Origin of the sequence: Brevibacterium sp. HMSC22B09 (genome assembly GCF_001806795.1) — a bacterium.
GTDB classification, from domain to species: Bacteria; Actinomycetota; Actinomycetes; order Actinomycetales; family Brevibacteriaceae; genus Brevibacterium; species Brevibacterium ravenspurgense.
In genome coordinates this window covers 145,355-170,638 of record NZ_KV786021.1, presented here as the reverse complement: position 1 = coordinate 170,638, position 25,284 = coordinate 145,355, and the positions used below count along the sequence as shown (strand labels likewise).

General features: G+C 62.9%; 29 protein-coding genes and 1 pseudogene. 18 read left to right on the top strand and 12 right to left on the bottom strand.

Features of this window, described 5'->3' with window-relative positions; all coding sequences use genetic code 11:
- The first annotated feature begins 23 nt into the window (after positions 1-23).
- The 4 genes from HMPREF3087_RS06980 (at position 24) to HMPREF3087_RS06965 (ending at position 3,314) form a co-directional block, all read left to right on the top strand.
- Complete coding sequence (locus HMPREF3087_RS06980) at positions 24-1,304, top strand: dicarboxylate/amino acid:cation symporter (protein ID WP_070428571.1); 1,281 nt, start codon at positions 24-26, stop codon at positions 1,302-1,304.
- Positions 1,304-1,717: a YchJ family protein gene (locus HMPREF3087_RS06975; RefSeq protein WP_061944245.1), complete on the top strand. Its 414-nt coding sequence runs from the start codon at positions 1,304-1,306 to the stop codon at positions 1,715-1,717. The genes HMPREF3087_RS06980 and HMPREF3087_RS06975 overlap by 1 nt, the downstream gene beginning before the upstream one ends.
- A gap of 5 nt (positions 1,718-1,722) precedes the next feature.
- Positions 1,723-2,373, top strand: a complete 651-nt coding sequence (locus HMPREF3087_RS06970; protein ID WP_070428570.1) for a phosphoribosylanthranilate isomerase — start codon at positions 1,723-1,725, stop codon at positions 2,371-2,373.
- Positions 2,374-2,477: 104 nt separating this feature from the next.
- Positions 2,478-3,314: a poly(ethylene terephthalate) hydrolase family protein gene (locus HMPREF3087_RS06965; protein WP_070428569.1), complete on the top strand. Its 837-nt coding sequence runs from the start codon at positions 2,478-2,480 to the stop codon at positions 3,312-3,314.
- Positions 3,315-3,451: 137 nt separating this feature from the next.
- On the opposite strand, the gene HMPREF3087_RS06960 is transcribed toward HMPREF3087_RS06965, so the two are convergent.
- Positions 3,452-4,429 carry an aldo/keto reductase gene (locus tag HMPREF3087_RS06960; RefSeq protein ID WP_256173062.1) on the bottom strand — a complete coding sequence of 326 codons (978 nt, stop codon included), beginning with the start codon at positions 4,427-4,429 and terminating at the stop codon, positions 3,452-3,454.
- Between the two features lie 94 nt (positions 4,430-4,523).
- On the opposite strand from HMPREF3087_RS06960, the gene HMPREF3087_RS06955 reads away from it, so the two are divergent.
- From HMPREF3087_RS06955 to HMPREF3087_RS06945, 3 genes are all read left to right on the top strand, one after another.
- Positions 4,524-4,781: a hypothetical protein gene (locus tag HMPREF3087_RS06955; protein WP_019175526.1), complete on the top strand. Its 258-nt coding sequence runs from the start codon at positions 4,524-4,526 to the stop codon at positions 4,779-4,781.
- Positions 4,782-5,088: 307 nt separating this feature from the next.
- Positions 5,089-5,460: a DUF488 domain-containing protein gene (locus HMPREF3087_RS06950; RefSeq protein ID WP_176745020.1), complete on the top strand. Its 372-nt coding sequence runs from the start codon at positions 5,089-5,091 to the stop codon at positions 5,458-5,460.
- A gap of 35 nt (positions 5,461-5,495) precedes the next feature.
- Entirely contained in the window at positions 5,496-6,029 is a 534-nt protein-coding gene (locus tag HMPREF3087_RS06945) for an O-acetyl-ADP-ribose deacetylase (RefSeq protein WP_070428568.1), read from the top strand.
- A gap of 184 nt (positions 6,030-6,213) precedes the next feature.
- Here HMPREF3087_RS06945 and HMPREF3087_RS06940 read toward each other — a convergent pair whose 3' ends face one another.
- From HMPREF3087_RS06940 to HMPREF3087_RS10825, 3 genes and pseudogenes are all read right to left on the bottom strand, one after another.
- Complete coding sequence (locus tag HMPREF3087_RS06940) at positions 6,214-6,729, bottom strand: adenine phosphoribosyltransferase (protein WP_070428567.1); 516 nt, start codon at positions 6,727-6,729, stop codon at positions 6,214-6,216.
- 10 nt (positions 6,730-6,739) lie between these two features.
- Positions 6,740-7,486 carry a methyltransferase domain-containing protein gene (locus tag HMPREF3087_RS06935; protein WP_141738897.1) on the bottom strand — a complete coding sequence of 249 codons (747 nt, stop codon included), beginning with the start codon at positions 7,484-7,486 and terminating at the stop codon, positions 6,740-6,742.
- A 48-nt stretch (positions 7,487-7,534) separates the two neighbouring features.
- Positions 7,535-7,663, bottom strand: a pseudogene (locus tag HMPREF3087_RS10825) (SAM-dependent methyltransferase); the annotation flags it as partial.
- Between the two features lie 22 nt (positions 7,664-7,685).
- Between HMPREF3087_RS10825 and HMPREF3087_RS06930 the strand changes: the two are divergent.
- The 4 genes from HMPREF3087_RS06930 to tpx all read left to right on the top strand — a co-directional run bounded on the left by HMPREF3087_RS06930 (position 7,686) and on the right by tpx (position 10,463).
- Complete coding sequence (locus tag HMPREF3087_RS06930; RefSeq protein WP_070428565.1) at positions 7,686-8,483, top strand: alpha/beta fold hydrolase; 798 nt, start codon at positions 7,686-7,688, stop codon at positions 8,481-8,483.
- An 83-nt stretch (positions 8,484-8,566) separates the two neighbouring features.
- A complete protein-coding gene (locus HMPREF3087_RS06925) occupies positions 8,567-9,472 on the top strand; it encodes a sulfurtransferase (protein ID WP_070428564.1) in 906 nt (301 codons plus the stop codon).
- Positions 9,469-9,909, top strand: coding sequence for a SufE family protein (locus tag HMPREF3087_RS06920; RefSeq protein WP_141738896.1), 441 nt, complete (start codon positions 9,469-9,471; stop codon positions 9,907-9,909). Before HMPREF3087_RS06925 ends, HMPREF3087_RS06920 begins: the two co-directional genes overlap by 4 nt.
- 56 nt (positions 9,910-9,965) lie before the next feature.
- On the top strand, positions 9,966-10,463 hold the full coding sequence (gene tpx / locus HMPREF3087_RS06915) for a thiol peroxidase (RefSeq protein ID WP_061942408.1): 498 nt from the start codon (positions 9,966-9,968) through the stop codon (positions 10,461-10,463).
- A gap of 118 nt (positions 10,464-10,581) precedes the next feature.
- Here the strand turns inward: tpx and HMPREF3087_RS06910 are convergent, their stop codons facing one another.
- The 3 genes from HMPREF3087_RS06910 to HMPREF3087_RS06900 all read right to left on the bottom strand — a co-directional run bounded on the left by HMPREF3087_RS06910 (position 10,582) and on the right by HMPREF3087_RS06900 (position 14,093).
- Positions 10,582-11,496, bottom strand: a complete 915-nt coding sequence (locus HMPREF3087_RS06910) for a patatin-like phospholipase family protein (protein WP_083272084.1) — start codon at positions 11,494-11,496, stop codon at positions 10,582-10,584.
- Positions 11,493-12,203 carry a PIG-L deacetylase family protein gene (locus HMPREF3087_RS06905; protein WP_070428563.1) on the bottom strand — a complete coding sequence of 237 codons (711 nt, stop codon included), beginning with the start codon at positions 12,201-12,203 and terminating at the stop codon, positions 11,493-11,495. Before HMPREF3087_RS06905 ends, HMPREF3087_RS06910 begins: the two co-directional genes overlap by 4 nt.
- A 123-nt stretch (positions 12,204-12,326) precedes the next feature.
- Complete coding sequence (locus HMPREF3087_RS06900; protein ID WP_070428562.1) at positions 12,327-14,093, bottom strand: N-acetylmuramoyl-L-alanine amidase; 1,767 nt, start codon at positions 14,091-14,093, stop codon at positions 12,327-12,329.
- A gap of 199 nt (positions 14,094-14,292) precedes the next feature.
- Here HMPREF3087_RS06900 and HMPREF3087_RS06895 point away from each other — a divergent pair, with 199 nt between their 5' ends.
- Positions 14,293-14,736: an OsmC family protein gene (locus tag HMPREF3087_RS06895; RefSeq protein WP_070428561.1), complete on the top strand. Its 444-nt coding sequence runs from the start codon at positions 14,293-14,295 to the stop codon at positions 14,734-14,736.
- 78 nt (positions 14,737-14,814) lie between these two features.
- Here HMPREF3087_RS06895 and HMPREF3087_RS06890 read toward each other — a convergent pair whose 3' ends face one another.
- The 3 genes from HMPREF3087_RS06890 to HMPREF3087_RS06880 all read right to left on the bottom strand — a co-directional run bounded on the left by HMPREF3087_RS06890 (position 14,815) and on the right by HMPREF3087_RS06880 (position 17,963).
- Positions 14,815-15,138, bottom strand: a complete 324-nt coding sequence (locus HMPREF3087_RS06890) for a putative quinol monooxygenase (RefSeq protein WP_070428560.1) — start codon at positions 15,136-15,138, stop codon at positions 14,815-14,817.
- A gap of 45 nt (positions 15,139-15,183) precedes the next feature.
- Entirely contained in the window at positions 15,184-15,594 is a 411-nt protein-coding gene (locus HMPREF3087_RS06885) for a LapA family protein (RefSeq protein ID WP_070428559.1), read from the bottom strand.
- 149 nt (positions 15,595-15,743) lie between these two features.
- Positions 15,744-17,963: an NADP-dependent isocitrate dehydrogenase gene (locus HMPREF3087_RS06880; RefSeq protein ID WP_070428558.1), complete on the bottom strand. Its 2,220-nt coding sequence runs from the start codon at positions 17,961-17,963 to the stop codon at positions 15,744-15,746.
- A 146-nt stretch (positions 17,964-18,109) separates the two neighbouring features.
- Between HMPREF3087_RS06880 and HMPREF3087_RS06875 the strand changes: the two genes are divergently transcribed.
- The 3 genes from HMPREF3087_RS06875 to HMPREF3087_RS06865 are packed head-to-tail and all read left to right on the top strand — an operon-like array spanning position 18,110 to position 20,657.
- Complete coding sequence (locus tag HMPREF3087_RS06875) at positions 18,110-18,739, top strand: thymidine kinase (protein ID WP_019175509.1); 630 nt, start codon at positions 18,110-18,112, stop codon at positions 18,737-18,739.
- A gap of 51 nt (positions 18,740-18,790) precedes the next feature.
- Positions 18,791-19,576: an alpha/beta fold hydrolase gene (locus HMPREF3087_RS06870; RefSeq protein WP_070423750.1), complete on the top strand. Its 786-nt coding sequence runs from the start codon at positions 18,791-18,793 to the stop codon at positions 19,574-19,576.
- 7 nt (positions 19,577-19,583) lie between these two features.
- Positions 19,584-20,657, top strand: a complete 1,074-nt coding sequence (locus HMPREF3087_RS06865; protein WP_070428557.1) for an NADH:flavin oxidoreductase/NADH oxidase — start codon at positions 19,584-19,586, stop codon at positions 20,655-20,657.
- Here the strand turns inward: HMPREF3087_RS06865 and HMPREF3087_RS06860 are convergent.
- Entirely contained in the window at positions 20,605-20,982 is a 378-nt protein-coding gene (locus HMPREF3087_RS06860) for a DMT family transporter (RefSeq protein ID WP_070428556.1), read from the bottom strand. The two genes, HMPREF3087_RS06865 and HMPREF3087_RS06860, sit on opposite strands and share 53 nt — an antisense overlap.
- Positions 20,979-21,308 carry a DMT family transporter gene (locus HMPREF3087_RS06855; protein ID WP_019175505.1) on the bottom strand — a complete coding sequence of 110 codons (330 nt, stop codon included), beginning with the start codon at positions 21,306-21,308 and terminating at the stop codon, positions 20,979-20,981. The genes HMPREF3087_RS06860 and HMPREF3087_RS06855 overlap by 4 nt, the downstream gene beginning before the upstream one ends.
- A gap of 76 nt (positions 21,309-21,384) precedes the next feature.
- Here HMPREF3087_RS06855 and HMPREF3087_RS06850 point away from each other — a divergent pair, with 76 nt between their 5' ends.
- The 3 genes from HMPREF3087_RS06850 to HMPREF3087_RS06840 all read left to right on the top strand — a co-directional run bounded on the left by HMPREF3087_RS06850 (position 21,385) and on the right by HMPREF3087_RS06840 (position 25,284).
- Positions 21,385-22,017 carry an MBL fold metallo-hydrolase gene (locus tag HMPREF3087_RS06850; RefSeq protein ID WP_070428555.1) on the top strand — a complete coding sequence of 211 codons (633 nt, stop codon included), beginning with the start codon at positions 21,385-21,387 and terminating at the stop codon, positions 22,015-22,017.
- Positions 22,018-22,105: 88 nt separating this feature from the next.
- Positions 22,106-24,019, top strand: coding sequence for a translational GTPase TypA (gene typA / locus HMPREF3087_RS06845; RefSeq protein WP_062021848.1), 1,914 nt, complete (start codon positions 22,106-22,108; stop codon positions 24,017-24,019).
- On the top strand, positions 24,019-25,284 hold the full coding sequence (locus tag HMPREF3087_RS06840) for a PIG-L family deacetylase (RefSeq protein ID WP_070428554.1): 1,266 nt from the start codon (positions 24,019-24,021) through the stop codon (positions 25,282-25,284). Before typA ends, HMPREF3087_RS06840 begins: the two co-directional genes overlap by 1 nt.

Here is a 25,284-nt window from a genome sequence, read left to right as displayed (position 1 = left end):
CACCGCAGAAAGCACAACAAGTCATGAAGCTGATCCGTTCACTCCCGCTTCTGGTGTGGATCGTCATCGCGATCGTCCTCGGAATCCTTGTCGGCCCGATCCTGCCGGCCTGGCTCGGCGGAGTTTTCGCCACCTACAATTCCGTGTTCTCCGGTCTGCTGTCGTTCGTTGTGCCGCTCATCATCTTCGGTCTTGTCGCACCGGCAATTGCAGAACTAGGCAAAGGGGGAGGTAAGCAGCTGGGCGTGACCGCGGGCATCTCCTACACCTCGACCCTGCTTGCGGGTCTGCTGGCCTTCTTCACCTCCAGCTGGCTGTTCCGGTCCTCGCTTGAGGGCACCGACATCAAGGGCATCGCCGATGCGGAGGGCGAGGGCTTCGCCCCGTTCTTCACCGTGGTCAGCGAGGCCACTGAGATCGACCCCGACGACCCTTTGGCCGCGGCCGATGTGGCTACCGAAATCGTGCTGGAGCCCGTCATCGGCGTCATGAGCGCCCTCGTTTTGGCCATCATCATCGGTGCGGGCCTGACGGCGTTCCGCAGCCGTGTTCTTTTCCGAGGCGCCATCGAGTTCCGCTCGATTGTCGAAAGCCTCATCCGCAACGTCATCGTGCCAGCTCTGCCGCTGTTCATCTTCGGGATCTTTGCAGAGCTTGCCCACAGCGGTGCAGCTGTCATCGTCGTGCAGAAGTTCCTGCTGGTGGTCATAGTGTCGTTCGCGCTGACCCTCTTCATGTTGCTCATCCAGTACACGGGGGCCGGAGCAATTGCGGGACGCAACCCCGTGAAGTCGCTGTGGAACATGCGCGATGCCTACTTCACCGCACTTGGCACGGCATCGTCTGCCGCGACGATCCCGGTGACACTGCGCTCAGCCAAGAAGAACGGCGTGTCTGACACCGTGGCCGGCTTCGTTGTTCCCCTGTGTGCGACCGTTCACCTGTCGGGTTCGATGATCAAGATCACGTGCTTCTCGATGGCCGTCCTCATGATCACCGGCGGTGACACATCGTTCCTGACGTACCTGCCGTTCATCCTCATGCTCGGCGTCATGATGATTGCCGCACCGGGTGTTCCCGGCGGCGCGATTGCCGCCGCGGCCGGTCTGCTCACGCAGATGCTCGGCTTTGGCGAGGTGGAAGTGGGCCTCATGTTCGCCGCCTACATTGCGCTCGACAGCTTCGGCACGGCCGCCAACGTCACCGGTGATGGCGCGATTGCCATGATCGTCGACAAGATCGGCGGCCGTCCCGCGGAGGGCTCCGGGCAGGATGAAAACGACCGCATCATCGAAGCGACCTGATGATTCCCCGCAGAACCTCTGACACGTGCCCCTGCGGCGGCCTTCCATCCGGTGCCGTCTTGGGTGACTGCTGCCTGCCGCTGCTGGAAGGCACACGCACAGCCGACACAGCTGAGGCGCTCATGCGCTCGCGGTTTACGGCTTTTGCCCTAGGCAACGCCGACTACCTGTTCCGCACGTGGCATCCCCGTACGCGACCGGCTGATACACAGCCGGATGCCGAGGTGGAGTGGACTTCTCTTGACATCCTCGACACGGTCGATGGGGGAGCGGGCGATACGACGGGGATCGTCGAGTTCGCGGCTCACTATCGTGTTGGTGGCGAGACCGGCACCATGCGGGAGCGTTCGTCTTTTGCTGTCCGGGCCGGCCGCTGGTTCTACGTTGACGGTGAACATGAAAGCGCAGGCTGAGTACAGTGACTGACTCTCTTTTCGTCAAAATCTGCGGTGTCCGAACGCGCAACGACGTGCGGGCTGCCGTCGAAGCAGGTGCGGACGCGCTGGGCATCATGCACTACGAGCCATCGCCGCGGCACGTCGACGAAGACACCGCGGAACAGCTTGTCACGTGGATTCACGAGGCGGGGTCAGCGCTCGCGGTTCTTGTGGTCTTCGACATGGACGCGGCTGATGCTGCTTCCATGGCTCAGCGGATCGGTGCTGATGCTCTGCAGCTGCACGGTCACTACGAACACTCCGATTTCACCGCTGCACGTGCTGCGGCACCGGGCTTGAAGCTGTGGCGTGCTGTGTCTCTGGCCCACGACCCTGAAGCCCACGCCGGCGCATTCGGCGACGACCTCCTGCTGCTTGATGCTCCCGCGCCGGGCGCAGGTCAGCGGTGGGACCAAACCCAGCTGCACGAACGCGACCGAGGACCGTTTGTCCTCGCCGGCGGCCTCAACCCCGACAACGTCGCCCAGGCCGCCGAATCTTCGGGGGCGATCGGCGTCGACGTGTCATCCGGTGTGGAATCCAGTCGGGGAGTGAAAGACCACGCCCTCATCCGGACCTTCATCGAAAAGGTGCGGTCCGTGCGGAAGTCGGCGGCACCTCGTCAGTCCTGAGCCTCCCAGCACAGCTGGGGAGACAACACGCGGTCGGCACCTGAGCCGAAAACGGGCTGTGCGGCGGTACATTGAATGAGTCTTCCCCACATTCCAGGAGTGCCATGTCAGGCAGGTTCGTCAGTCGACGATCATTTGCGCTCGGCAGCCTCGCAGCCGCCGCTCTGACCGTCATGCCCGCGGCCCGCACCCAGTACGGTGCGGTCAGTGCTTCAGCCGCTGACGTCCGCCTTCCCGGACCCCACAAACTCCTCCAGTCGCGCCTGGTCAGAACCCCCGGCTACGGTGCCGCAACCCTGTTCTGGCCGCGCGAACCGCAGGCTCGCTGTCCCGTTGCCGTCACATTCCCCGGCTACACGGGCAAAGCCGAGGAGATGCACACGATCGCCAAGCGACTCGCCACCCACGGCTGTGCTGTTCTGGCCGCAGGATCAATCGAACCGAAGGCATTTCCGGAGTACCGGGCCAAGCAGATGCTCGCCGCACTCGATGACGCCCGCGGTCGCGGTGAATGGGCAAGCGTCATCGACCCGGCGAAAACCGCGCTGGTCGGCTACTCCATGGGCGGCGGAGGGGCACTGACCGCCGCGGAGAGTGAAAAGGTTTCCGCAGTTGTTGCCCTCAACCCCTGGGCACAGCGCGGCTTCAGCAAAGTCGCATCACCGGTGCTCATTGTGGGCGGCAGCAACGACACGGTCGCGCCCATGAGCGAACACGCCCGACCCATCTACACCAGCATGAAGAAGTCGCGGCAGCGGGCAATGCTCACACGGATTGCCGGTCGACATAACAGCGGAATCATCGACGACCCGCTCATCCTTTCGCGCATTACGGCGTTCATCAAAGTCCACGCCGCCGGTGAAGCCGCCTACCAGCCAGCGCTGAAGGCCCAAGCGGAGCCGCTGACTCGCTGGCAAATGGACCCTGCACCGGGGGCATAAACGCTTCTAGCGTTTGAGTGCGCAAGGCGCCCCTCAAGCGCCCCAGTCTCGAAGCGCGTAGAAAACAGCGGAGCGAGCGGCTGTATGTGCCGCCCGCCCCGCTTGTTATTTCAGTCAGAGATTCGATACGCGGGTCGTCAGCTGAAGATCTCGTCCAGCTGGGCCTTGAGGCCGTCGTCCAAACGCTCCTTGGCAGTCAGCGCACCCATGTTGTCCTTGACCTGAGCAACTGAGCTTGCGCCCGTGATGACCGTCGACACGTGTAGGTTCTTCAGCAGCCACGCAAGCGACAGCTGTGCTGGAGTCACGTCGAGGTCGCGGGCCATGTCGACCACGCGGCGCACACGGTCAGCAGTTTCCGGTTTGGTGGATTCCTCCGCCAAGTGGCCGTGGCCCTTTGCCGTCGCACGTGAACCCTCGGGGACACCGTCGAGGTACTTGCCGGTGAGGATCCCGCCGGCCAACGGACTCCACGTGGTCAGACCCAGGCCGATGTCCTCGTAAAGTCGCGCGTATTCGTCTTCGACGCGCGTGCGGTTGAGCAGGTTGTACTGCGGCTGTTCCATATACGGCTTGTGCAGGTGGTGCCGCTCTGCGATTTCATAGGCGCCGCGGATCTCCTCGGCTGACCACTCGGAGGTTCCCCAGTACAGGGCCTTGCCGCTGGAGACGATGTCGCTCATCGCCCACACGGTTTCCTCCAGCGTGGTGTCCGGGTCCGGACGGTGGCAGAACACAAGGTCGACGAAGTCGAGGCCCAAACGCTCAAGCGAACCGTCGATTCCCTGCATCAGGTACTTGCGGTTGAGGGTGTTCCTGAGGTTGACGTTGTCCTCGATACCCCAGAACAGCTTGGTCGAAATGACATAGGAATTGCGCTTCCAGCCGAGCTCTTCAATGGCCTGGCCCATGATCTCTTCGGACTTCCCGCCGGCGTAGACCTCGGCGTTGTCGAAGAAGTTGACACCGGCTTCGGCAGCGGTCTGCATGCACTCCTTGGCAAGACCGGTGTCAATGGAATCGCCGAACGTGACCCACGAACCGAACGACAGTTCGCTCACTTTGAGGCCCGCGCGGCCCAGACGGTTGTACTGCATCTGCGTGTTCTCACTCATGCCCCCAGCCTAGGACCGCGCCGGGGCGGATGTCAGCCCCAAAAGCGGGGGTGCTGGGACGCTCGCTGAAGCTGTTTGCTTCAATAGAGGGGTGATGAAGACAGATGTAAACATCCGCCCGTTCACCGAAACCACGCCCGTAACGCTCACTTCTGAGCAGTTCGCCGAAGAATTCGGCATCCCGGAGAGCGCCTGCGAAGAGTTCATTCGCCTGGCTGTTCTCAACGACAGCTTTTCCTATGACGCGCAGCTGGACGTCTTTGCCGAAAAGACCCCGCGCGAAGACTACGCACCCTGGGTGCGCGGTCTCCTCAACTACAACCGGGCCCGCCAGACAGCGGCAGCTGTCTGAGTCGGCTCAGCCCACAAACCAAAGGCACGAGGCGGAAGGCGACTTCCGCCTCGTTCTTTTGTTCTGTTTTCCTCTTGCGGGTTTGTGTTGTGGGGTGTGCCGGTCAGTCGTCGATATGCGCTTCGCTCGCTGCGCCGCCTGAACGCAGACTCACGTGTAAGTGCAGCTTTGCGCTGTAATGCGCTGCATTAACGCGTGAATCTGCATTTAAGCGTGATTCTGGCCTGTAGCAATGGTGGGGGTGCTTCCCGTCGGGGCAGTTGAAGCGAGACACTGGGAGTGCCAATCCACCGAGAAAGGAGCTTCAATGGCAGAGCTGAGCTCGAAGTGGACTTTCCGACGCACATACGGGGAGGCGCCGGAGACTAAGGGCACTCGCGTGCTCGTCGACCGCATGTGGCCGCGGGGAATCAAAAAGGAAGTCCTCGACATTGACGAATGGGCCAAAGACGCCGCTCCCACGCCCGAGCTTCGATCGTGGTTCCACGATGACCGCGAAGGCCGCTGGTCAGAGTTTCAGCGCCGCTACCGAGCCGAACTTGATGACAATGCCGATGCGGCAGACCTAGCCGAAAGGCTCTCCCACAGTGCGCACGTCACTTTGCTGACAGCCGCGAAAGACATCGAACACTCCCACGTGCCAGTGCTTGCCCACTGGCTGCAGGACAACGCCCAATAGCCGGATCTCCTGGCCGGAACAGAGGAGCAGCAACCATGGAACTGTGCATTGAACCCGGTGACATCACGCAGCAGAATGTCGACGCGATCGTGAATGCGGCAAACTCCACGCTCATGGGTGGGGGAGGCGTCGACGGGGCCATTCACCGCGCTGGCGGGCCGACGATTCTGGCCGAGTGCAAGCAGCTGCGTGAAAGCGCATACCCCGACGGGCTGCCGGCAGGCCAAGCTGCCGCGACCTCCGGGGGAGAGCTGCCCGCCTGCTGGGTGATCCACACCGTCGGGCCGGTGTTTGCCAAGACAGAAGACCGGTCGGCAACGCTGGCTTCGGCCTACCGGGAATCCCTGCGTGAGGCCAAGCGGATCGGCGCACACAGTGTCGCGTTCCCAGCGATTTCGGCAGGCGTGTACGGCTGGCCAATGGACGACGCGGCCCGCATTGCAGTCGAAACCGTCAGGGAAACGGCCGACGAAGTGGGCGACGTTGTCACTCGCGTGGTGTTTGTGCCCTTCGGCGAGCAGGCCGAGCGCGCCTTCCGCGCTCAGCTGGATTCGCCGACGACTGTTTGACGCGGCGAGCTGACCGCGGCATTCACGCGCTGACGCAGTTCTGCGCTTCGGACAGCGTGTCGTCCCAACGCAGATTCACGCTTTAATGCAGGTTTGCGCGTTAATGCGCCGCATCTACGCGTGAATCTGCATTAAAGCGCAAATCTGGCTTTGCAAAGGCTGGCGGAGTCAGCTGCCCCGCAGCTCACACCGCGAAAAGCGTATGCACGTTCGGGACGCGCTCGCGGCCGTTAAGGCCCTCAAGCTCCAGCAGGACGGACGTTCCGACGGTCTTCGCGCCGAGTGTGTTGATGAGCTCCAGGCCCGCGGCAAGTGTGCCTCCGGTGGCGAGGATGTCGTCAATGAGAAGCACCCGCACGCCAGGTGCCAGCTGGTCGCTCGCTTCGATTGCCGCTGAACCGTATTCGAGGTCGTAGTCAACTCGTGCAGCGGGGACTGGCAGCTTACCGGCCTTGCGCAGCGGGACGAAGCCCGTCCCGGCCAGAGCCGCAGCAACACCGGCGAAGATGAATCCGCGCGCTTCGATCCCGGCGACAACATCGAACTGACCGGCAAACGGTTCGACCATGAGCTCGGCTGCGCGTCGCAGAGCCCAGGCATCGGCCAGCAGCGGCGTAATGTCCTGGAACTGGATGCCCTCGGACGGGTAGTCCGGAATGACGCGAATAAAAGAGCTCAGGCGGGAAAGATCATCAGTCACGCCGCGTAGTCTAACGGTCGGCCTGGCCGCCTGATCGACGGTGCCACGGGGATACGACGACGGAGAACTCAGCCGTCACATCGTCCGTGAAAACATGCGGGTCAATGTGCCGGGCCGAGGGTGTCATGCCGATCAGTTCGCGCGCCTGACGGGCGCTCAAATGCAGGGGATGGTTCACGAGGCGCCGCTCACCTTCTGCAAAGAACGGCTCGAGTGACCGCTGGAGTCGGCTTTCTTTGTGCTCATCGATGCTCACGGTCCCGTCGTGAGACTGCAGCAGCGCTGCCAAATGCCTCTGTGTGGGACGGGCGGTGATGAGCGCACCACCGGGTTTGAGCACCCGGTGGAATTCATCGGGCACCCTGGGGGAGAACACGCTGAGAATCACATCAACGCTGCTGTCCTCAAGAGGCAAGGGTCGGTAGACATCCCATGTAAAAGCAGTGATGTCACGGTGGGTTTTTGCAGCCGCAGCTGCTGCCGCGGGAGCTGAATCAAAAGCGTAGGCCCGCGCAGCCACACCCGCTTCAGCACAGGCGTTCAGCACTGCGGCACAGTAGTAGCCGGTTCCGCAGCCGGCATCGAGCACGGTGAGGGGAGCGGGGGAGCCGGCGGGCTCCTCGGCGGCGGGCACCTCGTCAGCGGGTGCCGCGAGAGCGGGCCCGGACTGTGCCTCTTCGACTGCGCAGCGGGCGACGTCAGCGGCCAGCTGCGAATACAGGCCTGAGTCCAGGAAGCTGCGGCGAGCAGCGACCATATCGGCAGTGTCACCGCTGCGAGCCTTCGGGCCTGACAGCAGTGAAAGATAGCCCTTCCTGGCCCGCGCAAAGTTGTGCCGCTCTCCGCATTCAACAGCCCGCACTCGGTCGGGCTCACCGACGGCATGCAGCTTCCCCTGACAGACCGGGCAGCGCAGCAGACTAAGATCAAGCACCGAACCAGTTTAGGGAGGCCCCATGCAGTTGTCCTATACCGCCTACGGCACGACCGGACCGGCAGTCGTCTTCCTCCACGGCCTGATGGGCCGGGGACGCAATTTTCTCTCCGCAGCAAAAGCGCTGGAAGACGAGTACCGGTGCTTCCTCGTGGACTTGCCCAACCACGGAAGCTCCCCGTGGACCGAAGACTTCGACTACGAAGACATGGGCCAGGCCGTCATCGAGTTCATAGAAAACGTGGTCCTGCCAGAAACCGGCGAAGACTCCGTCGTGCTGCTGGGCCATTCGATGGGTGCGAAGACCGCTATGGTCGCCGCTTTGCGCAAACCCCAGCTGTTCACGGCACTCATCGTCGAAGACATGTCGCCGGTCAGTTCGAAAGACTCCAACTTCGTGCCGCTTCTGAGCGCGCTCGCCGGCCTTGACCTCGAAGCGCTCTCAAGCCGCAGCCAGGCTGACGCCGAACTCGAAGAAGCCGGCGTATCCGACCCCACCGTGCGCGGCTTCCTCCTGCAGAACCTGCGCCGGTCCGACAGCGGCTTTGAGTTCCAAGCCAACGTGGCCATGCTCAACAGCGCGGTGGGCGACATCAACGCGTTCCCCGAGTTCGAAACCACCTATGACGGTCCAGTCCTGTGGATGGGCGGAGCGAAGTCAAACTACATCAAGGACGAACACGACGAACCCATGCGTGCTCTCTTTCCACGCGCACACAAAGTCATGGTCAAAGATGCAGGCCACTGGGTGCACTCAGAAAAACCTGAGGAATTCTTGGCGGTGCTTCGCGGTTTCCTTAAGCAGACCGCCGACAAGTGAGGTAGTCCTCAATTGCTTCGGAGGCACACACGTCCATTAGGCTAGAAAAACATTACCTATTGCCTACGCAGTACGGAGGCCCAGTGACCGTTTCACCTGACACAACCGATCCGAAGTTCGCCGACTACGCGCACCCGGAAGCTCTCGTCTCCACCGCGTGGGTGGCTGAGAACCTCAACACCCCCGGTGTTGTCATCGTCGAATCTGACGAAGACGTTCTGCTCTACGAAACCGGCCACATTCCCGGCGCGGTCAAGATCGACTGGCACACCGAACTGAACGACCAGGTGGTCCGCGACTACGTGCAGGGCCCCGAATTCGCCGAAATGATGAGCGCCAAGGGCATCAGCCGCGACGACACGATCGTCGTCTACGGCGACAAGTCCAACTGGTGGGCTGCATTCGCCATGTGGGTGTTCAAACTGTTCGGCCACGAAGACGTTCGGCTCATGGACGGCGGCCGCGCCAAGTGGGAAGCCGAAGGCCGCGAAATGACGCGCGAAAAGCCGCAGCGTGAACGCACCGACTACCCGGTGGTCGAACGCAACGACGCACCTATCCGCGCGCTCCTGCCCGAAGTGCTGGAAGCCATCGGCCAGATCCCGCTGATCGACGTGCGCAGCCCGCAGGAATACACCGGTGAGCGCACCCACATGCCGGACTACCCGGAAGAGGGAGCTCTGCGCGGCGGACACATTCCCACCGCTCACTCGGTGCCGTGGGCAACCGCGGCCAATGATGACGGCACGTTCAAATCGGCTGATCAGCTGCGCAAGATCTACATTGACGACCTCGGCCTGGGCAAGACCGACGTTGCCTACGCCTACTGCCGGATCGGTGAACGCTCCAGCCACACGTGGTTCGTGCTGTCCTACCTTCTGGGCTTTGAGAACGTGAAGAACTACGACGGTTCCTGGACCGAATGGGGCAACGCCATGCGCGTGCCGATCGTCCAGGGAGACCAGCCGGGAGAGGCTCCGCAGAAGTGACTATTCCGCAGGCACTGCAGGAAATCGCCGACGACTTCGGCGCGATGGAGGAAAGCCAGCGGCTGGAACTGCTGCTGGAATTCAGCGACGAACTGCCGGACCTTCCACAGCGGCTGAAGGACGATCCAAAGCTGCTTGAGCCCGTTCCGGAATGCCAGTCGCCGATCTTCATCCGCGTGGAGGTCGACGGCACCCAGCCGGACAGCACGGTGCACCTGTTCTTTTCGGCACCTGCGGAAGCTCCGACCACGCGCGGCTTCGCGGGGATCCTGAATGAGGGCCTGGATGGAGCAACCGTGCAGACAGTCCTCGACGTTCCCGCAGATTTCCCGCTTAAGCTCAACATTGAAAAGCAGGTCAGTCCGCTGCGGCTGAACGGAATGTCCGGCATGCTGGCCCGCATCCAGCGTCAGGTACGCGAAAAAGCGCAGCAGTGACCTCCCGTCCGGTGGTCTAACACCGCAGGGCAGGCCAATCTACGAAAGGAATTCTCATGGCAGACATCACTTTCCAGGGCGACCCCATCACCACCGTCGGAAACCTCCCTGAAAAGGGCGCGCAGGCTCCCGCTTTCACTCTGGTGGGCACGGATCTGTCCGACGTTGAACTGAAGAACTTCGCCGGCAAGCAGCTGGTCATCAACATCTTCCCCAGCATTGACACCGGCGTGTGCCAGGCGAGTGTCCGCGCTTTCAATGAAAAGGCCGGCGGCCGTGACAACACGGTTGTCCTCAATGTGTCGAAGGACCTTCCGTTTGCGCAGGAGCGCTTCTGCGCGGCTGAGGGCATTGACAATGTTGTGAGCGCCTCGGCGTTCCGCTCCTCCTTCGGTGAGGACTACGGCGTCACGATGACGGCAGGCCCGCTGGAGGGTCTTCTGTCGCGCGCGGTTGTCGTTGTGGACGCCGACGGTTCGGTCGTCTACACCGAGCAGGTTCCCGAAATCGGTCAGGAACCGGATTACGAGGCGGCACTGGGCGCGCTCAAGTAAAGCTCACTGGTCAGCACTCAGCTGATTGGAAGGGCCGGCGGGAGGAAACCCCGCCGGCCCTTCTGCTGTCGTCAGTGGGCAGCCGTCTCAAACTGACAGCGCGCAGCTGAAGCGACGCTCATTCGTAGGGCAGCCCCAGGAAGTCTCGCAGCCCGGGCAGTTTGCGGCGACCGACGGACAGTCCGTGCCGGTGTGCCGCCGCCAGCTGCGACAGGTTCCGGGTCGAATTGCCGATCTGCATGATGTCCGGTTCGATGATGAAGGCTCTGCCTTCTGCTTCGAGGTCGAACAGCTGTTCGCGGATGCTGTTGTAGCGTGCCGCGCGGGTTTCCATTGCCGCGGGGACCGCGGGCAGCCGACGGAAGATCTGCCGGGTGCTGTGTTTGAACCGCGCGGGGGATTTCCGATACCGCCGTTCTTGGGTCAGCACGAATACGCCCCGGTCAAAACCCGCATCAAGCATGGCCGGCAGAGCGATTCCGCCGCCGTCACCAAGAGCACCGTCAACGTAGAGGGTGCCGTCTACGTCTGTGACGGGCATGACGATCGGCATGGTTGATGATGCTCGCACTCGCAGCAGGTAGTCGTCCATCGCGGGGAAGTCAGCACGCCGCCATTCGACGGTCGTGCCGTCTTCGGCATTGAACGCCACAACGGACACTTCTGACGGGTGCGCGCAGAAGGTGTCCCAGTCAAGCGGCAGGGCCTGATCGGGCAGGGCGGTGTTCTGGTAGATGTATTCGGCGTTGAACAGCCCTTGCCCGCGCGCAAAAGTCTTCAGCGACCCGAACTGCGGGTCGGTGGAGAACTCCACGAAGCTGCGCCTGGCGCGATCGATGTCGCGCGACACCAGGTTTGCCGTCGTCGAAGTGCCCGCACTGACCCCGAAGGTGTGCGGGAAGTCAATGCCGGCCCGAATGAGTGTGATGGCAATGCCGGCAGAAAAGGCAGCCCGCATGCCTCCGCCCTCAAACACGAGTGCGGTGTCGGTGACGCTCGGCTCGGACTCCGGCTGCCACGGAACAGCTGTCACAGCCGCACCTCACGGACTGGCAGAGCGGCCTCAATCCCGAGGCGCCTGCCGGCTTCCTCTGTCACACCCCGGTTGATCTCTTCTGGGGTGGGGTGGTCGGGCAGCGCTGCAAGATACTGTTCGTGGGCTGCCAGTGAGGCGATGCCCTTCTGCAGAGGTTCGCCGGACACATCGACATAGTGCGTGGGCTTTGTTGCTGCACAGAATAGGGCCCGTTCGACCTTCCAGCGCTTAAGACCCAGGTCCTGGAAGATCCACGGGTTGTCGGCGTCACGAATGGCGTCCATGAGTGCCATACCGCAGGCACGGTGGTCGACGTGGTTGATGCCGAAGCCGACTTCGAGTTCCCACGTCAGTGAGATCGCCATCTGCGGCCGTACTTCGCGGATCTTGCGGACAATGGCCTTGCGCACGCTGTGGTCGGGTTCCAGCAGTCCGTCCGGGAAGCCAAGGATTTCCAGTGACGCAGCTCCGACGATGTCACAGGCCGCCTGCTGTTCTTCCGCGCGAAGGGCTGCGGTCCGGTCTGGTTCGATGGAGGCGATGCCGGCTTCTCCGGCGGTCAGCAGCAGATAGTGAATTTCGATTCCCTCTGCCGCCCACTTGGCAACTGCTGCCGATGCTCCGTACTCCATGTCGTCCGGGTGGGCCACAACCGCGAGCACCCGTTCAACGCCTTCGGTGTCCAGCTTCGCAAGGTCAGTCATACCGCTCACTCTAGCGGCGCCTCGTCAGCACTCGGAAGCGAACACGGCAGCCGAACAAAGAAGCGGGGCGGCAGTTCGATCAGAACTGCCGCCCCGCTCAGGTGAGAAGAACTCTGAAGAGGATCACTTCTTCTTGTGGTGCTTCACACCCTCTTCCTTTGTCCAGGTGAGGTAGCCGCCTTCGAAGTTGACGCGCTTGTACTTGCCCCACGTGAACTCTTCCGTTGTGGGGTAGCCGAGCGAGCCGCGTTCAAAGCCCTGCTTGGCCCATTCTTTGCGGATGGCGGAGTTGTACATGAGCTTGCGGGCGCCGATCTTGGGCGACCAGTGGATTGAGCCGTTCTGGAACGCCTGGTAGCAGCCGCCGTCCTTGATGGTGCAGGATTCTTCGCCGGTCGGGTAGCCCAGCGCGCCGCGTTCAAAGGCCTGCGCAGCCCATGCCTTCTGGATGCCGGAGCCGAACCGGGTGAAGTGGGTGCCGGTCTTCGGTGAGTGGTGCACCGCGCCCTTTTCAAAGGCTCGGTACGCGCCGCCGCCGGGCAGACCGCCGTGCTCCTTGCCCGTGGGCTTGCCGGTCTTGGACTTGTTGGCCTCGTGGAACTTCTGGATGGGGCTCTTGGGCTTTTCAGCCGGTGCCGGAGGCTTGCCCTTCTGGAAGCCGATGGCCTTCTTGCGGATGTCACCCAGCTGGCTGTACAGACCGTCGCCGGGGCAGTCGGTGTTGCCGATGTCCCTGTGGCTGGATACGCGCTGCACGGTCATCTTCGCACCCTTGGGGTACTTGCGGGTGGCGCCGCCTGCCGAGGTCAGGGTGACCTTGGAGTCGATCTTCCAGTTCCACTTCGAGGACTGCCAGGCGACGATGCGGGCAACCGAGTTGATTGCTGCCTCAGGCGCCTTCTTCTTGTAGGAGCCGATCACCGAAATGCCGAACGTGCCGCGGTTGACGCTCGATGCGTGGGCACCGATGGCGGCTTTGTCGAGCTTGGGGCGACCCTCGTAGATGTTGCCGTACTTGTCAACGAGCATGTTGTAGCCGATGTCGCACCAGTGACGGCTGCCCTGGTGGTAGGACTGGATACCGCGGAGGATGCCCGGAACCTGCTCCTTGGAGTAGCTGTTCGAGCCTTCCGTGTGGTGGATGATCGTCGCGGTGTTGCGGTTGGTCGTCGAAGTCGAGCAGCGAGCCTTCCGCGCACCCCACTGCTTGCGCGAGAAGTACTTGAAGCCGCCGATGGATGCGGCTTTCTTGGCGTTGAGTTTGCCGCCGGCGATGGGGCCGCTGCCGGCTGCCGAGGTGGAGTCGGCTTCCGGCGCGGACGATGCGGGTTCGTTGAGGTCGGGGGAGGAGAATGTGCCTTCGTCGTTGACGCCGCCGAACATGGTGCGGTCGGCGTCCGTGATCGGGGTGGTCGTGACGGTCACGGTGACGGGTGCGCCCTTGGTGCGCACTTCGATCTTTTCGTTGTAGGCAGCGCTGACGGCTCCCGTGCCGGGGGTGTTGGCCTCGTTCGAGCCGTCGTCGGGGCCTTCGTCAGGGTCGGCCTCGAGTTCCTGCCACATCGACCATTTGAGGCTGTTGGTCACCTTTGAGCGGTACTCGACCTTCGGCTGGGCGTCGCCTGCCCATGTCGCTCCGAAGATGACTACGGTGTTCTCATCGTTTGTGCCGGTGGCGTCGATGAGGGCCGTGCTGTCAGCGTCAACCTTCTGCTTGACGGTGTCGACCTTGGGTTCCTGACCGTCGTTGTCGGTTTCCTGCGGAGCGTTCTTGGCGGTCTCCTGCGGCGCCGGTTCTGCGCTGCTGTCGGCATTGGGTGCCGCGGCAGCGGGCACGGCTACCGCAACGGCCACCCCGAGGGCGCCGAGTGTTGCCGGTAGGTGTCGCATGTGAGTCCTTTACATGGGGAAGACAAAGGTTTTTCTCACTGTACGGTCTGCAGGGTCGTTGCCCGCGTATTGTTTCGGGTGTTTTGCAAAAGAGCCGGCGGTTCTGCTCAAGTCTGGCTCACGAGGCGCCCGCACGGGTGAGCTGTGTCTCACGGTTTCGGGGAACTAGGCTGGTTTTATTCTTCAGGAAGGCGAGGCAGTGGAACGAGTTCACGTCAGTGTCCAGCGGACAGCGCAGGGACGTTTCCGAGCGACAAACGCAGCGGGCGCCCAGATTGAAATCGGCACGGGCGAGGATGTCTTCACACCCGTCGAGCTTCTTCTGGCCGCACTCGGAGCGTGCTCTTCGGTTGATCCCGACGCCGTCATCAGCCGGCGCACAGAACCCCGGTCATTTGCCGCTGAGGTTTCCGCCGACTATGTGCGCGAAGACGAAAATTACCTCCAGGATGTGCTCATCCAGCTGGCCGTTGAACTCGACGACTCTCCTGACACACGGCGTGCCGCCCGCACGGTCGACCGCGCGCTTGCTCACGCTCATGGGAAGACGTGCACCGTAGCCCGCACACTCGAGCGCAGGACCGAGGTGCGGGCACAGTCCGAGGTGAGCTTCACCTCGGGCGCGGAAAGCGCGGAAGACTAGGGCAGAAGCAGAAACGGGGCCGCGGAAGATTCCGCGGCCCCGTCTGCGTGCAGTGAGATCAGTCGAAGTCAGTCGAGGTCAGTCGACCGAGATTTCGCCCATGCGGTCCCAGTCGTTGCCTTCGACCTTGTGGGACACGATGAGCGGGGTTTCCTTCAGGTGCGGCGGGAAGTCCTGCTGCATCTTCTTGAAGTGGTCCGAATTGACGTGTGCGCCTGCGGCTTCGTCATCGGCGAAGCCCTCAACGAGCACGTATTCGTCATCGCGCTCCAGGCTCTTCGACCAGTCAAACCACAGGTTGCCGGGTTCTGCGCGCGTGGCTTCCGTGAATTCGCGGGCAATGTTCGGCCAGTCGGCCACGAACTCATCCTTGACGCGGAACTTGACGACGATGAAGTACATATCCTGTCCTTTCTCTGACAGCAGTGAGGTCTGTATCGCGGCTGCTCAGCGCTTGCGCGCGCGTTTGATCTGACGGCCCAAAATGAACATGCGGACCGTGCCGAAGATCCCGGCGATCACAATGCCTGCAATTGCGGCAAGCAGGATCGACACGCCAAGCGGCAGGGTGAACTGCCAGCCGAAGTAGTAGAACTGGGTCGGTTCGTTGTTCTGGATGATGAAGATCAGCAGCAGAACCAGAATGAGGGCGCCGATGATCAGCGACGCCCAAATGCCCGCCGAAAGACCGCCGGAAGACTTAGGTTCCGGCGGTGGGGTCTGGGCTTTTTCCGGTGTGTGTGCCGCTTCGGTCTGCGGTGCGGTTTCGCCTACCTGTTCGACGGTGTCGGGCGAGGTGTACTCGGGAACCGGGTTTTCGCTGGGAACGGTGGGGTGGTCGCCGTTGGGCTGCGTCATGGGGACGTCCTTTCTCTCTGCCGCCATTCTTTCATTCGCGGACGCTGAGGTCAGCCTTTCGGGGCATCGGATATGTCACTGTGTGTGAAACACCGAGGGCCGGGAGCAGCGTGCTCCCGGCCCTCAGCTGGTATCGATCAGCTCAGTTCTCAGCCGAGCTTGTCGATGATTGTGTTGAATGTCTGCGACGGACGCATGAGCTTGGTCAGCGTTTCGTCAGCAGGGTTGTAGTAGCCGTTGAGGTCGACCGGCTGGCCCTGGACAGCCAGCAGCTCTTCGGCGATCACAGCTTCGTTTTCGCGCAGCGCTTCGGCAATGGGTGCCAGCGCCTTGGCGAGTTCGGCATCGTCAGACTGCTTGGCCAGTTCTTCTGCCCAGTACAGGGTCAGGTAGAAGTGGCTGCCGCGGTTGTCGATTTCGCCGACCTTGCGCGAAGGCGAACGGTTCTCATTCAGGAAGGTCTCCGTCGCACGGTCCAGGGTGTCAGCGAGAACGCCGGCACGCTGGTTGTCCTGCGAGTGCAGGAAGTGGCGGAAGGATTCGGCAATCGCGAAGAATTCGCCGAGCGAGTCCCAGCGCAGGTGGTTTTCCTGCTGAACCTGCTGCACGTGCTTGGGTGCCGAACCACCAGCACCGGTTTCGAACAGGCCACCGCCGGCGAGCAGCGGAACAACTGAGAGCATCTTCGCCGATGTACCGAGTTCGAGAATCGGGAAGAGGTCGGTGTTGTAGTCACGCAGCACGTTGCCGGTCACCGAAATGGTGTCTTGCCCCTTGCGGATGCGGGCCAGCGAGTGCTTGGCAGCCTCGACCGGGCTCATGATCTGGATGTCCAGACCCGAGGTGTCATGGTCCTTGAGGTAGGTGTTGACCTTCTCGATGAGGTTGCGGTCGTGTGCGCGCTCCTCGTCCAGCCAGAACACAGCCGGGGTGTCCGACAGGCGAGCGCGGGTCACTGCGAGCTTGACCCAGTCACGGATCGGAATGTCCTTGGTCTGGCATGCGCGCCAGATGTCACCGGTCTGCACTTCGTGGGACATGAGGACGTCGCCTGCGGAGTTGACGACCTCAACCGTGCCGGGACGATCAAGGATGAACGTCTTGTCGTGGCTGCCGTACTCTTCGGCCTTCTGCGCCATGAGGCCCACGTTGGGCACGGTGCCCATCGTGGCGGGGTCGAGGGTGCCGTTTTCCTTGCAGTCCTCAATGGTGGCCTGGAATACACCGGCGTAGCTGGAGTCGGGGATGACTGCCAGGGTGTCGTGCTGGCCGTCGTCAGCACCCCACATCTTGCCGCCGTCGCGGATCATCGCGGGCATGGAGGCGTCCACGATGACATCCGAGGGCACGTGCAGGTTGGTGATGCCGCGCGAAGAATCGACCATGGCAAGTGCCGGGCCGTTTTCGAAGCCGGCGTCGATTTCTGCCTTCACGCCCTTTGCGACCTCGGGGTCGAGGTTGTCAAGACCGTTGAGCAGGGCTGCAAGACCGTAGTCCGGGGTGAGGCCAGCGGCGGTGAGTTCTTCGCCGTACTTTTCGTAGACCGACGGGAAGAAAGCGCGAACGACGTGACCGAACAGTTCGGGGTCCGACACCTTCATCATGGTGGCCTTGAGGTGGACGGAGAACAGAACGCCGTCCTTCTTGGCCTGGGCGATCTGCTCCTTGAGGAACTTCTCAAGGGCACGGACGTTCATGAACGTCGAGTCGATGACTTCGTCCTTGAGCACCTTGAGGCCGTCCTTGAGGACGGTGGTTTCGCCGTCTTCACCGCGCAGGCGAATCTGCAGGGTGTCGTCGGATTCCATGACGACGGACTGTTCGTTCGAACGGAAGTCGTCAGCGGACATGGTGGCCACGCGGGTGCCGGAGTCCTTCGTCCATTCGCCCATCCGGTGCGGGTGGGCCTTCGCGAAGTTCTTGACTGCCTGCGGGGCGCGACGGTCGGAGTTGCCTTCGCGCAGAACCGGGTTGACAGCCGAACCGAGGGCGCGGCCGTAGCGTTCGCGGATGTCGCGCTCTTCGTCGGTCTTCGGCTCTTCCGGGAATTCCGGAAGGTCGTAGCCCTGCCCCTGCAGTTCGGCAATGGCCGCCTTCAGCTGCGGAACGGATGCCGAAATGTTGGGCAGCTTGATGATGTTGGCTTCGGGCTTCTTGGCCAGTTCGCCGAGCTCAGCCAGGGAGTCAGGGTGCTGCTGGTCTTCGGGGAGGACATCGTTAAACTGCGCCAGGATTCGACCGGCAAGTGAGATGTCGCGCGTTTCGACCTCGACACCGGCGGTGTGCGCGAAGGCTTCAACGATCGGCTTGAGCGAATACGTTGCAAGCAGAGGCGCTTCGTCGGTGCGGGTGTAGATGATCTTTGCCATTAGTAGAGGATCACTCCAACTCGCTTCGGGATTGTCGAAGTCATTCTATCGACTCGGAGTGCCAAGCACCGGCCGCCCTCGCGACAGCCGGGTGCAGGCGTCGGTGCCGGTATCCTGTTTCCGGTCGCGTAGGAAGGACGGACAGGGTGGCCAAACTGTATTTCCGGCACGGAGCGATGAACTCCGGCAAGTCGACAGCTCTGCTGCAGGCTGCGTTCAACTATGAAGAGCGCGGACAGCGGATCCTGCTTGCCAAGCCGTACGTCGACACGAAGGGTGCGGACAAGATCATTTCGCGTCTGGGAGTTTCGCGCACCGTCGACATCCTCGTGCGCGAAGACGACGATGTTGAAACCGTTTTCCGCGAAGCCGCCGAATACGCCGACCCGTCCGCGCTCATCACCCACGTCGATCAGCCGGTGCAGCCGGTCGCCTGCCTTTTGGTGGACGAAGCCCAGTTCCTCACACCCACCCAGATTGAGGGACTCATGCGGATCGCGGTGGGTCAGAACGTGCCGGTGATGTGCTACGGCCTGCGCACCGACTTCCGAACGCAGGCATTCCCCGGTTCCCGCAGACTGCTGGAGATCGCCCATACCCTCGAAGAGCTCAAAACCATCTGTCGCTGCGGTAAGAAGGCCATGTTCAACGGCCGCAAAGCCGACGGTGACTTCGTGTTCGCCGGTTCACAGGTGGCAATCGAAGGGGCAGACGTCACCTATGAGTCCTTGTGTCCGCAGTGCTATCTCGAAAAGTCGGGCGGGTCGTTCGGCTGAGCACACCCGCCCGGCAGGAAGAAAAGCCGGCCACTCACCGTTGGAGTTGATATGACGAAACTCGCCTATTCCGTTCTCAACCCGGAATCGACTGACCTTCCCACGCTTATCTTCGGTCCGCCCCTGGGTACGCACGCATCCGTGTGGGCTTCCGTCGCCGCCCGCCTGGCAGATGACTTCCGGGTGGTTTTGACTGAGCTTCCCGGCCACGGCGCCGATGCCGGACGGGACTTCTCGGCTGAAGAGCCTGTCACGGTTGCCTCCATGGCCCGAGGTGTCGTCCAGATTGCCGATGAGCTCGGTGCGGAGACCTTCGGCTACGCCGGCTGTTCTATCTCCGGTGGGGTGGCACAGGAGCTCGCCCTCAACCACTCCGACCGGGTGCGGGCAGCAGCGCCGGTGGCAACAGCGGCCAAGTTCGGCGAACCCCAGGATTGGCACGACAGGATCGCCAGGGTGCGCGAGGACGGCATTGCTCCGGCAGTGCCGGACACGCTCGACCTGTGGTTTGCCGCCGGTTTCCTCAGTGAGGACCTTGCCGCAGGCCACATTGCCGCCCACCAGCTGCTGACAACATCTGAAGAGGCCTACATCGCCTGCTGTGAAGCGCTCGCCGACTACGACCTTTCCGAGCGCACCGCCGACATTGCGGTGCCCACCCTGTGGATGTCTGCCGCCCAGGACGTCGTCAACACACCGGAGTCCATGGAGCAGCTTGCCGAAACAGCACAGAACGGCACGCACGTCACCATCCCGGATGCCGCTCACGTCTTCATGATCGAACACCCCGAACTCGCAGCCGATCACCTGGGCGAGTTCTTCCGAAACCACCTGTGAGGAATCCATGACTCAGCTCTTCAGCCCCATGACCCTGCGGGGACTGACCGTGCGCAACCGCGTGTGGCTGCCTCCCATGTGCCAGTACTCCTGCGAAAACCGCGACGGCGTGCCCGGCCAGTGGCACCTGACGCACCTCGGGGCTCGCGCTGCCGGCGGCTTCGGGCTGATCATCACGGAAGCTTCCGCCGTTGTTCCCGAGGGGCGGATCTCACCGCAGGACGCCGGCATCTGGAACGACGAACAAGCCCAGGCATGGAAGCCGATTGTCGACTTCGTGCACTCCCAGGGAGCCGCCATCGGCATTCAGCTTGCACACGCCGGCCGGAAGGCGAGTACGCATCGGCCGTTCCCCGGCGAAGGAAAGGGGACGGTGTCCAAGGACGCCGGAGGTTGGCCGACACTCGGACCCAGTGACCTCGCTTACCCGGGGCTTGCCGAACCGACGGCTATGAGCGCCGAGCAGATCAGGGACGTCGTCGAAGCATTCGGCGCGGCCGCAGAAAGGGCTGTTACGGCAGGATTCGACACCGTCGAAATCCACGGCGCACACGGCTACCTCATCCACTCCTTCCTCAGCCCGCTGTCGAATAACCGCGACGACGAATACGGCTCAGGCACCGGCAGGTGGAAACTGCTGCGCGACATCCTTGCCGCAGTGCGCTCGAGGGTGCCGGACGACTTCCCAGTGCTCGTGCGCATCTCCGCCGACGAATGGGCAGAGGGCGGCTTCGGCATTGACGAAGCAGTCGAACTGTCCCGAGTTCTGCATGAAGAGGGCTGCGACCTCGTCGACGTGTCCGGGGGAGGAAACACCCCTGCTGACATTCCGGTGGGACCGGGCTATCAGACCGGTTTCGCACAGAGGATCCGCGAGGCAGGCGTGCCGACGGCAGCAGTCGGCCTCATCACCGACCCCGTGCAGGCACAGACCATCCTCACTACGGGGCAGGCAGACGCGGTCCTCATCGGACGGGCAGCCCTGCGCGAACCGTCGTGGCCGCTGCGAGCCGCTCACGAACTCGGCCTCAATCCTCGCGAGATTCCGTACCCTCCCCAGTACGCCCGTGGCCGCTGGTGAGCTCCAAGCCCGCCACACCGATCACCACAAGAACCAGACTCGCGATTTTGAGCAGGGGGAAAGGCTCACCGGCAGCGGCCGCCCACACAGCGGTCGTTGCCGCGCCGATCCCCGTCCACATAGCGTAGGCAGTGCCCATCGGGATGATCCGCATCGCCATGCGCAGACCCGTAAGCGACACGAACAGACCCACGTAGAACAGCAGAATCCAGCCGATGCTGCCCAGCCCGCTGCTCAGAGCGTGCGCCCAGAGGGACTCACAGGCCCCCGAAATCAGCAGAACAATCCACGCACCCGTGCGGGTGGTCGGCGCTAAGCGATTCACGAGAACACCCCCAGGCCCACGATTCCGGCAATGAGGACGAAAACAAAGAACAGCCGCAACAGGGTGAGCCGCTCACGGCCCCGCAGCGCCGAATAGGCAAGAGCTGCGACCGCACCGACACCAACCCACGCGGCATAGCCCGCACCGACTGGGATCACGGTCAGGCCTAAGTACAGTCCGCCCATCGACACAATCGTGCCGACCGTGAACACAATGATCCGCTTGCGCATCGACCAGGAAGACTCACCCAGAGCGGCAGCCCACATGGCCTCAAACGCGCCGGAAATCAACAGCACCGTCCACGCGACAGCAGAAGACTCGAACACGGCACCCTCTCTGTGATGGACTGGGAGCAGACAACAACACTATCGGCCCGCGCGCCGATGCGTCAGGGAGGCTGACATGACTGAGAACACGATCAACACCTCGGCCCTCGAGATCCGCTGGATCGCGGTCTCGGACATGGAAAATAACGTCTACCTTGTCACCCACCGCGACAGCGGGGCGCGACTGCTCGTCGACGCGGCAGACGACTGGTCGGCCATCAAACAGTTCATCGGCGATGCTCCCGTTGAACGCGTTCTGACAACCCACCGCCACTGGGACCACGTTCGGGCTCTGGCGGATGCGCTCGCCGACACCGGCGCTGTGTCTGCGGCGGGGGAGTACGACGCCGATGCCATCGAAGAAGAGTCCGGTGCTGTCATCACTGAGCGTCTGAAGCACGGAGAAACCATCACCGTCGGCGACGTTGCCATCGAGATCGTTCACCTGCGCGGGCACACGCCCGGATCGATTGCGCTCATCATCCGCGACGGGGATGACACCGTGCTGATCTCCGGAGACTCGCTGTTCCCCGGAGGCCCCGGCAAAACCTGGTCCCCTGAAGACTTCACAAGCCTCATGGCCGACCTGCGCACGCGGATCTTCGACGTTCTTCCCGACAGCACCGTCGTGCTGCCGGGCCACGGCGCGCACACCACGATCGGCACCGAAAGGCCGCACCTGGACGAATGGCAGGAGCGCGGCTGGTGAACACTGCCCGGAAACACCGGGCGCGGACTTATAATTGTCGGTTGGGCCCACGCAGTGTGCCCGGATCTTCCAAGAAGAAAGTGGATTGATGGCAGCTGAGACATCACGCAAAAACAACCTCCGCAACGTAGCGATCGTGGCGCACGTCGACCACGGAAAGACCACGCTGGTCAACGCGATGCTCAAACAGGGCGGCGCGTTCGGCGATCACGGCGAGGTCCAGGACCGCGTGATGGACTCCGGTGACCTGGAACGTGAAAAGGGCATCACGATCCTGGCGAAGAACACCTCGATCATCTACAACGGCCCGTCGGCACCCGGTGAGCCCGTCACCATCAACGTCATCGACACCCCCGGCCACGCCGACTTCGGCGGCGAGGTCGAACGCGGCCTGTCGATGGTCGACGGAGTTGTGCTCCTCGTTGACGCCTCCGAAGGTCCGCTGCCGCAGACCCGCTTCGTGCTCCGCAAGGCACTGGCCGCGAAACTCCCCGTGATCCTGCTGATCAACAAGACCGACCGCGCGGATGCCCGCATCGACGGTGTTGTCGAAGAAGCTCAGGACCTCCTGCTGGGACTGGCAAGCGACCTTTCGGAAGAAGACCCCGACATCGACGTTGACGCAGTTCTCGACGTGCCCACCATCTTCGCGTCGGCACGCGCGGGCATCGCTTCGGCAGAACAGCCCGCTGACGGCGAAGTTCCCGACGGCACCGACCTCGAACCGCTGTTCGCGGCCATCATGGAGAACATTCCTGCCCCGACCGTCACGGACGACGGCGTGCTGCAGGCACACGTCACGAATCTCGACGCCTCGCCCTTCCTGGGTCGTCTGGCACTCGTGAAGATCTATGGCGGCGTACTGCGCAAGGGCGCACAGGTCGGCTGGATCAACAAGGAAGGCGACCTCAAGCAGGTCAAAATCACTGAACTGCTCGAAACCCGCGGCCTGGAGCGCGTGCCGGTCGAAGAGGGTGGGGCCGGTGACATTTTCGCAATCGCGGGCATCCCGGACGTCATGATCGGCGACACCATCACCGACCTCGACGACCCGCGCCCCCTGCCGCCCATCCACATCGACGACCCGGCGATCTCCATGACCGTCGGCACCAACACCTCGCCCATGGCCGGCCGCGAAAAGAACACCAAAGTCACCGCGCGCATGGTCAAGGACCGCCTCGACCAGGAACTGGTCGGCAACGTCAGCCTCAAGGTGCTGCCCACGGAACGTCCCGACGCGTGGGAGGTTCAGGGCCGAGGTGAACTCGCCCTGGCCGTGCTCGTTGAGCAGATGCGCCGCGAAGGCTTCGAACTGACCGTCGGCAAACCGCAGGTTGTCACTAAGACGATCGACGGCACCCTGCACGAGCCCTTTGAAATGCTCACGGTCGATGTGCCGGAAGAGTATCTGGGTGGAGTGACCCAGCTGATGGCCAGCCGCAAGGGCCAGATGGAATCCATGTCGAACCACGGAACCGGCTGGGTCCGCATCGAGTTCCGTGTACCGGCGCGCGGCCTCATCGGCTTCCGCACGCGATTCCTCACGGAAACCCACGGGGCCGGTATCGCAAACTCCATCAGTGCCGGCTACGCGCCGTGGGCCGGCGAAATCGAGTTCCGCAACACCGGTTCGCTTGTTGCAGACCGTGCCGGTGCTGCCACCCCGTACGCCATGATTGCCCTGCAGGAGCGCGGTTCGTTCATCGTCGAGCCCACCTCGGAGGTCTACGAGGGCCAGATCGTCGGCGAAAACAGCCGCAACGAAGACATGGACGTCAACATCACCAAGGAAAAGAAGCTGACGAACATGCGCGCAGCCAGCGCCGACAGCTTCGAACACCTGGCGCCCTCGCGCAAACTCACACTCGAAGAGTCCCTCGAGTTCGCCGCTGAAGACGAATGCGTCGAAGTGACCCCTGGCGCTATTCGCCTGCGCAAGGTCATCCTTGACCAGGCTGAGCGCCGCAAGGCCGCCAACGCCCGCAAACGCAGGAACTCCTGATGTCCGGAGTCCTGTTCGTCCACGCCCACCCGGACGACGAATCGATCCTCACCGGCGGCACCATCGCCAGACTGCGCGAAGCCCAAGTGCCCGTCACGATCGTCACCGCAACCCGCGGTGAGGGCGGTGAGGTGATCGGTCCGCTGAACGACACCCTGGAAGTCCACCGCGACGCGCTGGCTGCCCACCGGGAGGGCGAACTCGCCGAGGCCATGAAAGCCCTCGGTGTGGACGACTGGGCGTTCCTCGGCACTCCTGCCGGCGGTGCCGGCACGCTGCCGGAGCGCCGCTTTGAGGACTCCGGCATGGAATGGGGACCTGACGGTCACGCGCAGGTTCCCGCCGACACTCCGGCCGAATCACTGTGTGCCGCGAAACTCGATGACGTTGCCGCCTATATTGCCGCCGTCATTGAGGATCGCCGACCCCGCCTCGTGGTGACCTACCCGGCAGGCGGGGGATACGGGCACCCCGACCACGTTCGGGTGCACGAGGCAACACTGCGTGCAGTGTCGAGGCTCAAGCGCAAACACCGGCCGCGCGTCATCTACGTCGATACACCACAGGCTGCGGTGGAGCAGATGTTCAACGTGGACCGTCCCGGCTTTGCCCTCACCGGCTTTGAGCCCGCCCAGAAAGTTCCCACGATCCCGGCTGAAGACCCGGTTGTTCTCAGCCAGGACATCAGCGCCCACCGCGGGCACAAAGCTCGGGCTATGGCGGCTCACGCCACTCAGCTGCAGGTTGCCGGTGACTTCTACGCGCTGTCGAACAACATCGGCACCGTACTGCTGGACACCGAATACTTCACATCACCCGATGGCCACAAGGGTGCGGACATCCTCGAGTTCCTCGAAGAACCTGATCGTCCAGAGCCGCCCTCGGCGGTGGCGATGGTGTTCTCGAGTGTTTTCCTCGGGCTGCTCGCGGGTGTGCTCGGCACCTTCCAGCACCTGGGAGCATCGCTTTTCAACCTCGCAGGGCAGGCTGTCATCGTGCCGTGGGGACTGCTTTTGGCGCTGGCCCTTGCCGGCTGTGTGCTGTGGTACGTCGCCGAGGCCAACCGTTCGACGGCGGCAGTTGTGCTTTGTGCCGTCACAATGAGCTTGGTGTCGTTCATCGGCTCTCAGCCCGGCCTGTTGCCCGGTGGCGGTGTTCTGGTCACCGGAACCCTGCGGTCCGTGGCCTGGCTGTTTGGGCCCATGATCATTGCCGCTGTCCTGTCGTTCACGCTGCCGTGTCTGCGCGCAAACCGAAAGCACTGA

Coding starts and splice junctions, on each gene's coding strand:
- HMPREF3087_RS06900 (WP_070428562.1), bottom strand. CDS start 14,093: ATGCGACACCTACCGGCAACACTCGGCGCCCTCGGGGTGGCCGTTGCG.
- HMPREF3087_RS06965 (WP_070428569.1), top strand. CDS start 2,478: ATGTCAGGCAGGTTCGTCAGTCGACGATCATTTGCGCTCGGCAGCCTC.
- tpx (WP_061942408.1), top strand. CDS start 9,966: ATGGCAGACATCACTTTCCAGGGCGACCCCATCACCACCGTCGGAAAC.
- HMPREF3087_RS06865 (WP_070428557.1), top strand. CDS start 19,584: ATGACTCAGCTCTTCAGCCCCATGACCCTGCGGGGACTGACCGTGCGC.
- HMPREF3087_RS06945 (WP_070428568.1), top strand. CDS start 5,496: ATGGAACTGTGCATTGAACCCGGTGACATCACGCAGCAGAATGTCGAC.
- HMPREF3087_RS06955 (WP_019175526.1), top strand. CDS start 4,524: ATGAAGACAGATGTAAACATCCGCCCGTTCACCGAAACCACGCCCGTA.
- typA (WP_062021848.1), top strand. CDS start 22,106: ATGGCAGCTGAGACATCACGCAAAAACAACCTCCGCAACGTAGCGATC.
- HMPREF3087_RS06905 (WP_070428563.1), bottom strand. CDS start 12,203: ATGACTGACCTTGCGAAGCTGGACACCGAAGGCGTTGAACGGGTGCTC.
- HMPREF3087_RS06930 (WP_070428565.1), top strand. CDS start 7,686: ATGCAGTTGTCCTATACCGCCTACGGCACGACCGGACCGGCAGTCGTC.
- HMPREF3087_RS06960 (WP_256173062.1), bottom strand. CDS start 4,429: ATGAGTGAGAACACGCAGATGCAGTACAACCGTCTGGGCCGCGCGGGC.
- HMPREF3087_RS06980 (WP_070428571.1), top strand. CDS start 24: ATGAAGCTGATCCGTTCACTCCCGCTTCTGGTGTGGATCGTCATCGCG.
- HMPREF3087_RS06935 (WP_141738897.1), bottom strand. CDS start 7,486: ATGGTCGCTGCTCGCCGCAGCTTCCTGGACTCAGGCCTGTATTCGCAG.
- HMPREF3087_RS06840 (WP_070428554.1), top strand. CDS start 24,019: ATGTCCGGAGTCCTGTTCGTCCACGCCCACCCGGACGACGAATCGATC.
- HMPREF3087_RS06850 (WP_070428555.1), top strand. CDS start 21,385: ATGACTGAGAACACGATCAACACCTCGGCCCTCGAGATCCGCTGGATC.
- HMPREF3087_RS06885 (WP_070428559.1), bottom strand. CDS start 15,594: ATGACGCAGCCCAACGGCGACCACCCCACCGTTCCCAGCGAAAACCCG.
- HMPREF3087_RS06950 (WP_176745020.1), top strand. CDS start 5,089: ATGGCAGAGCTGAGCTCGAAGTGGACTTTCCGACGCACATACGGGGAG.
- HMPREF3087_RS06880 (WP_070428558.1), bottom strand. CDS start 17,963: ATGGCAAAGATCATCTACACCCGCACCGACGAAGCGCCTCTGCTTGCA.
- HMPREF3087_RS06870 (WP_070423750.1), top strand. CDS start 18,791: ATGACGAAACTCGCCTATTCCGTTCTCAACCCGGAATCGACTGACCTT.
- HMPREF3087_RS06890 (WP_070428560.1), bottom strand. CDS start 15,138: ATGTACTTCATCGTCGTCAAGTTCCGCGTCAAGGATGAGTTCGTGGCC.
- HMPREF3087_RS06975 (WP_061944245.1), top strand. CDS start 1,304: ATGATTCCCCGCAGAACCTCTGACACGTGCCCCTGCGGCGGCCTTCCA.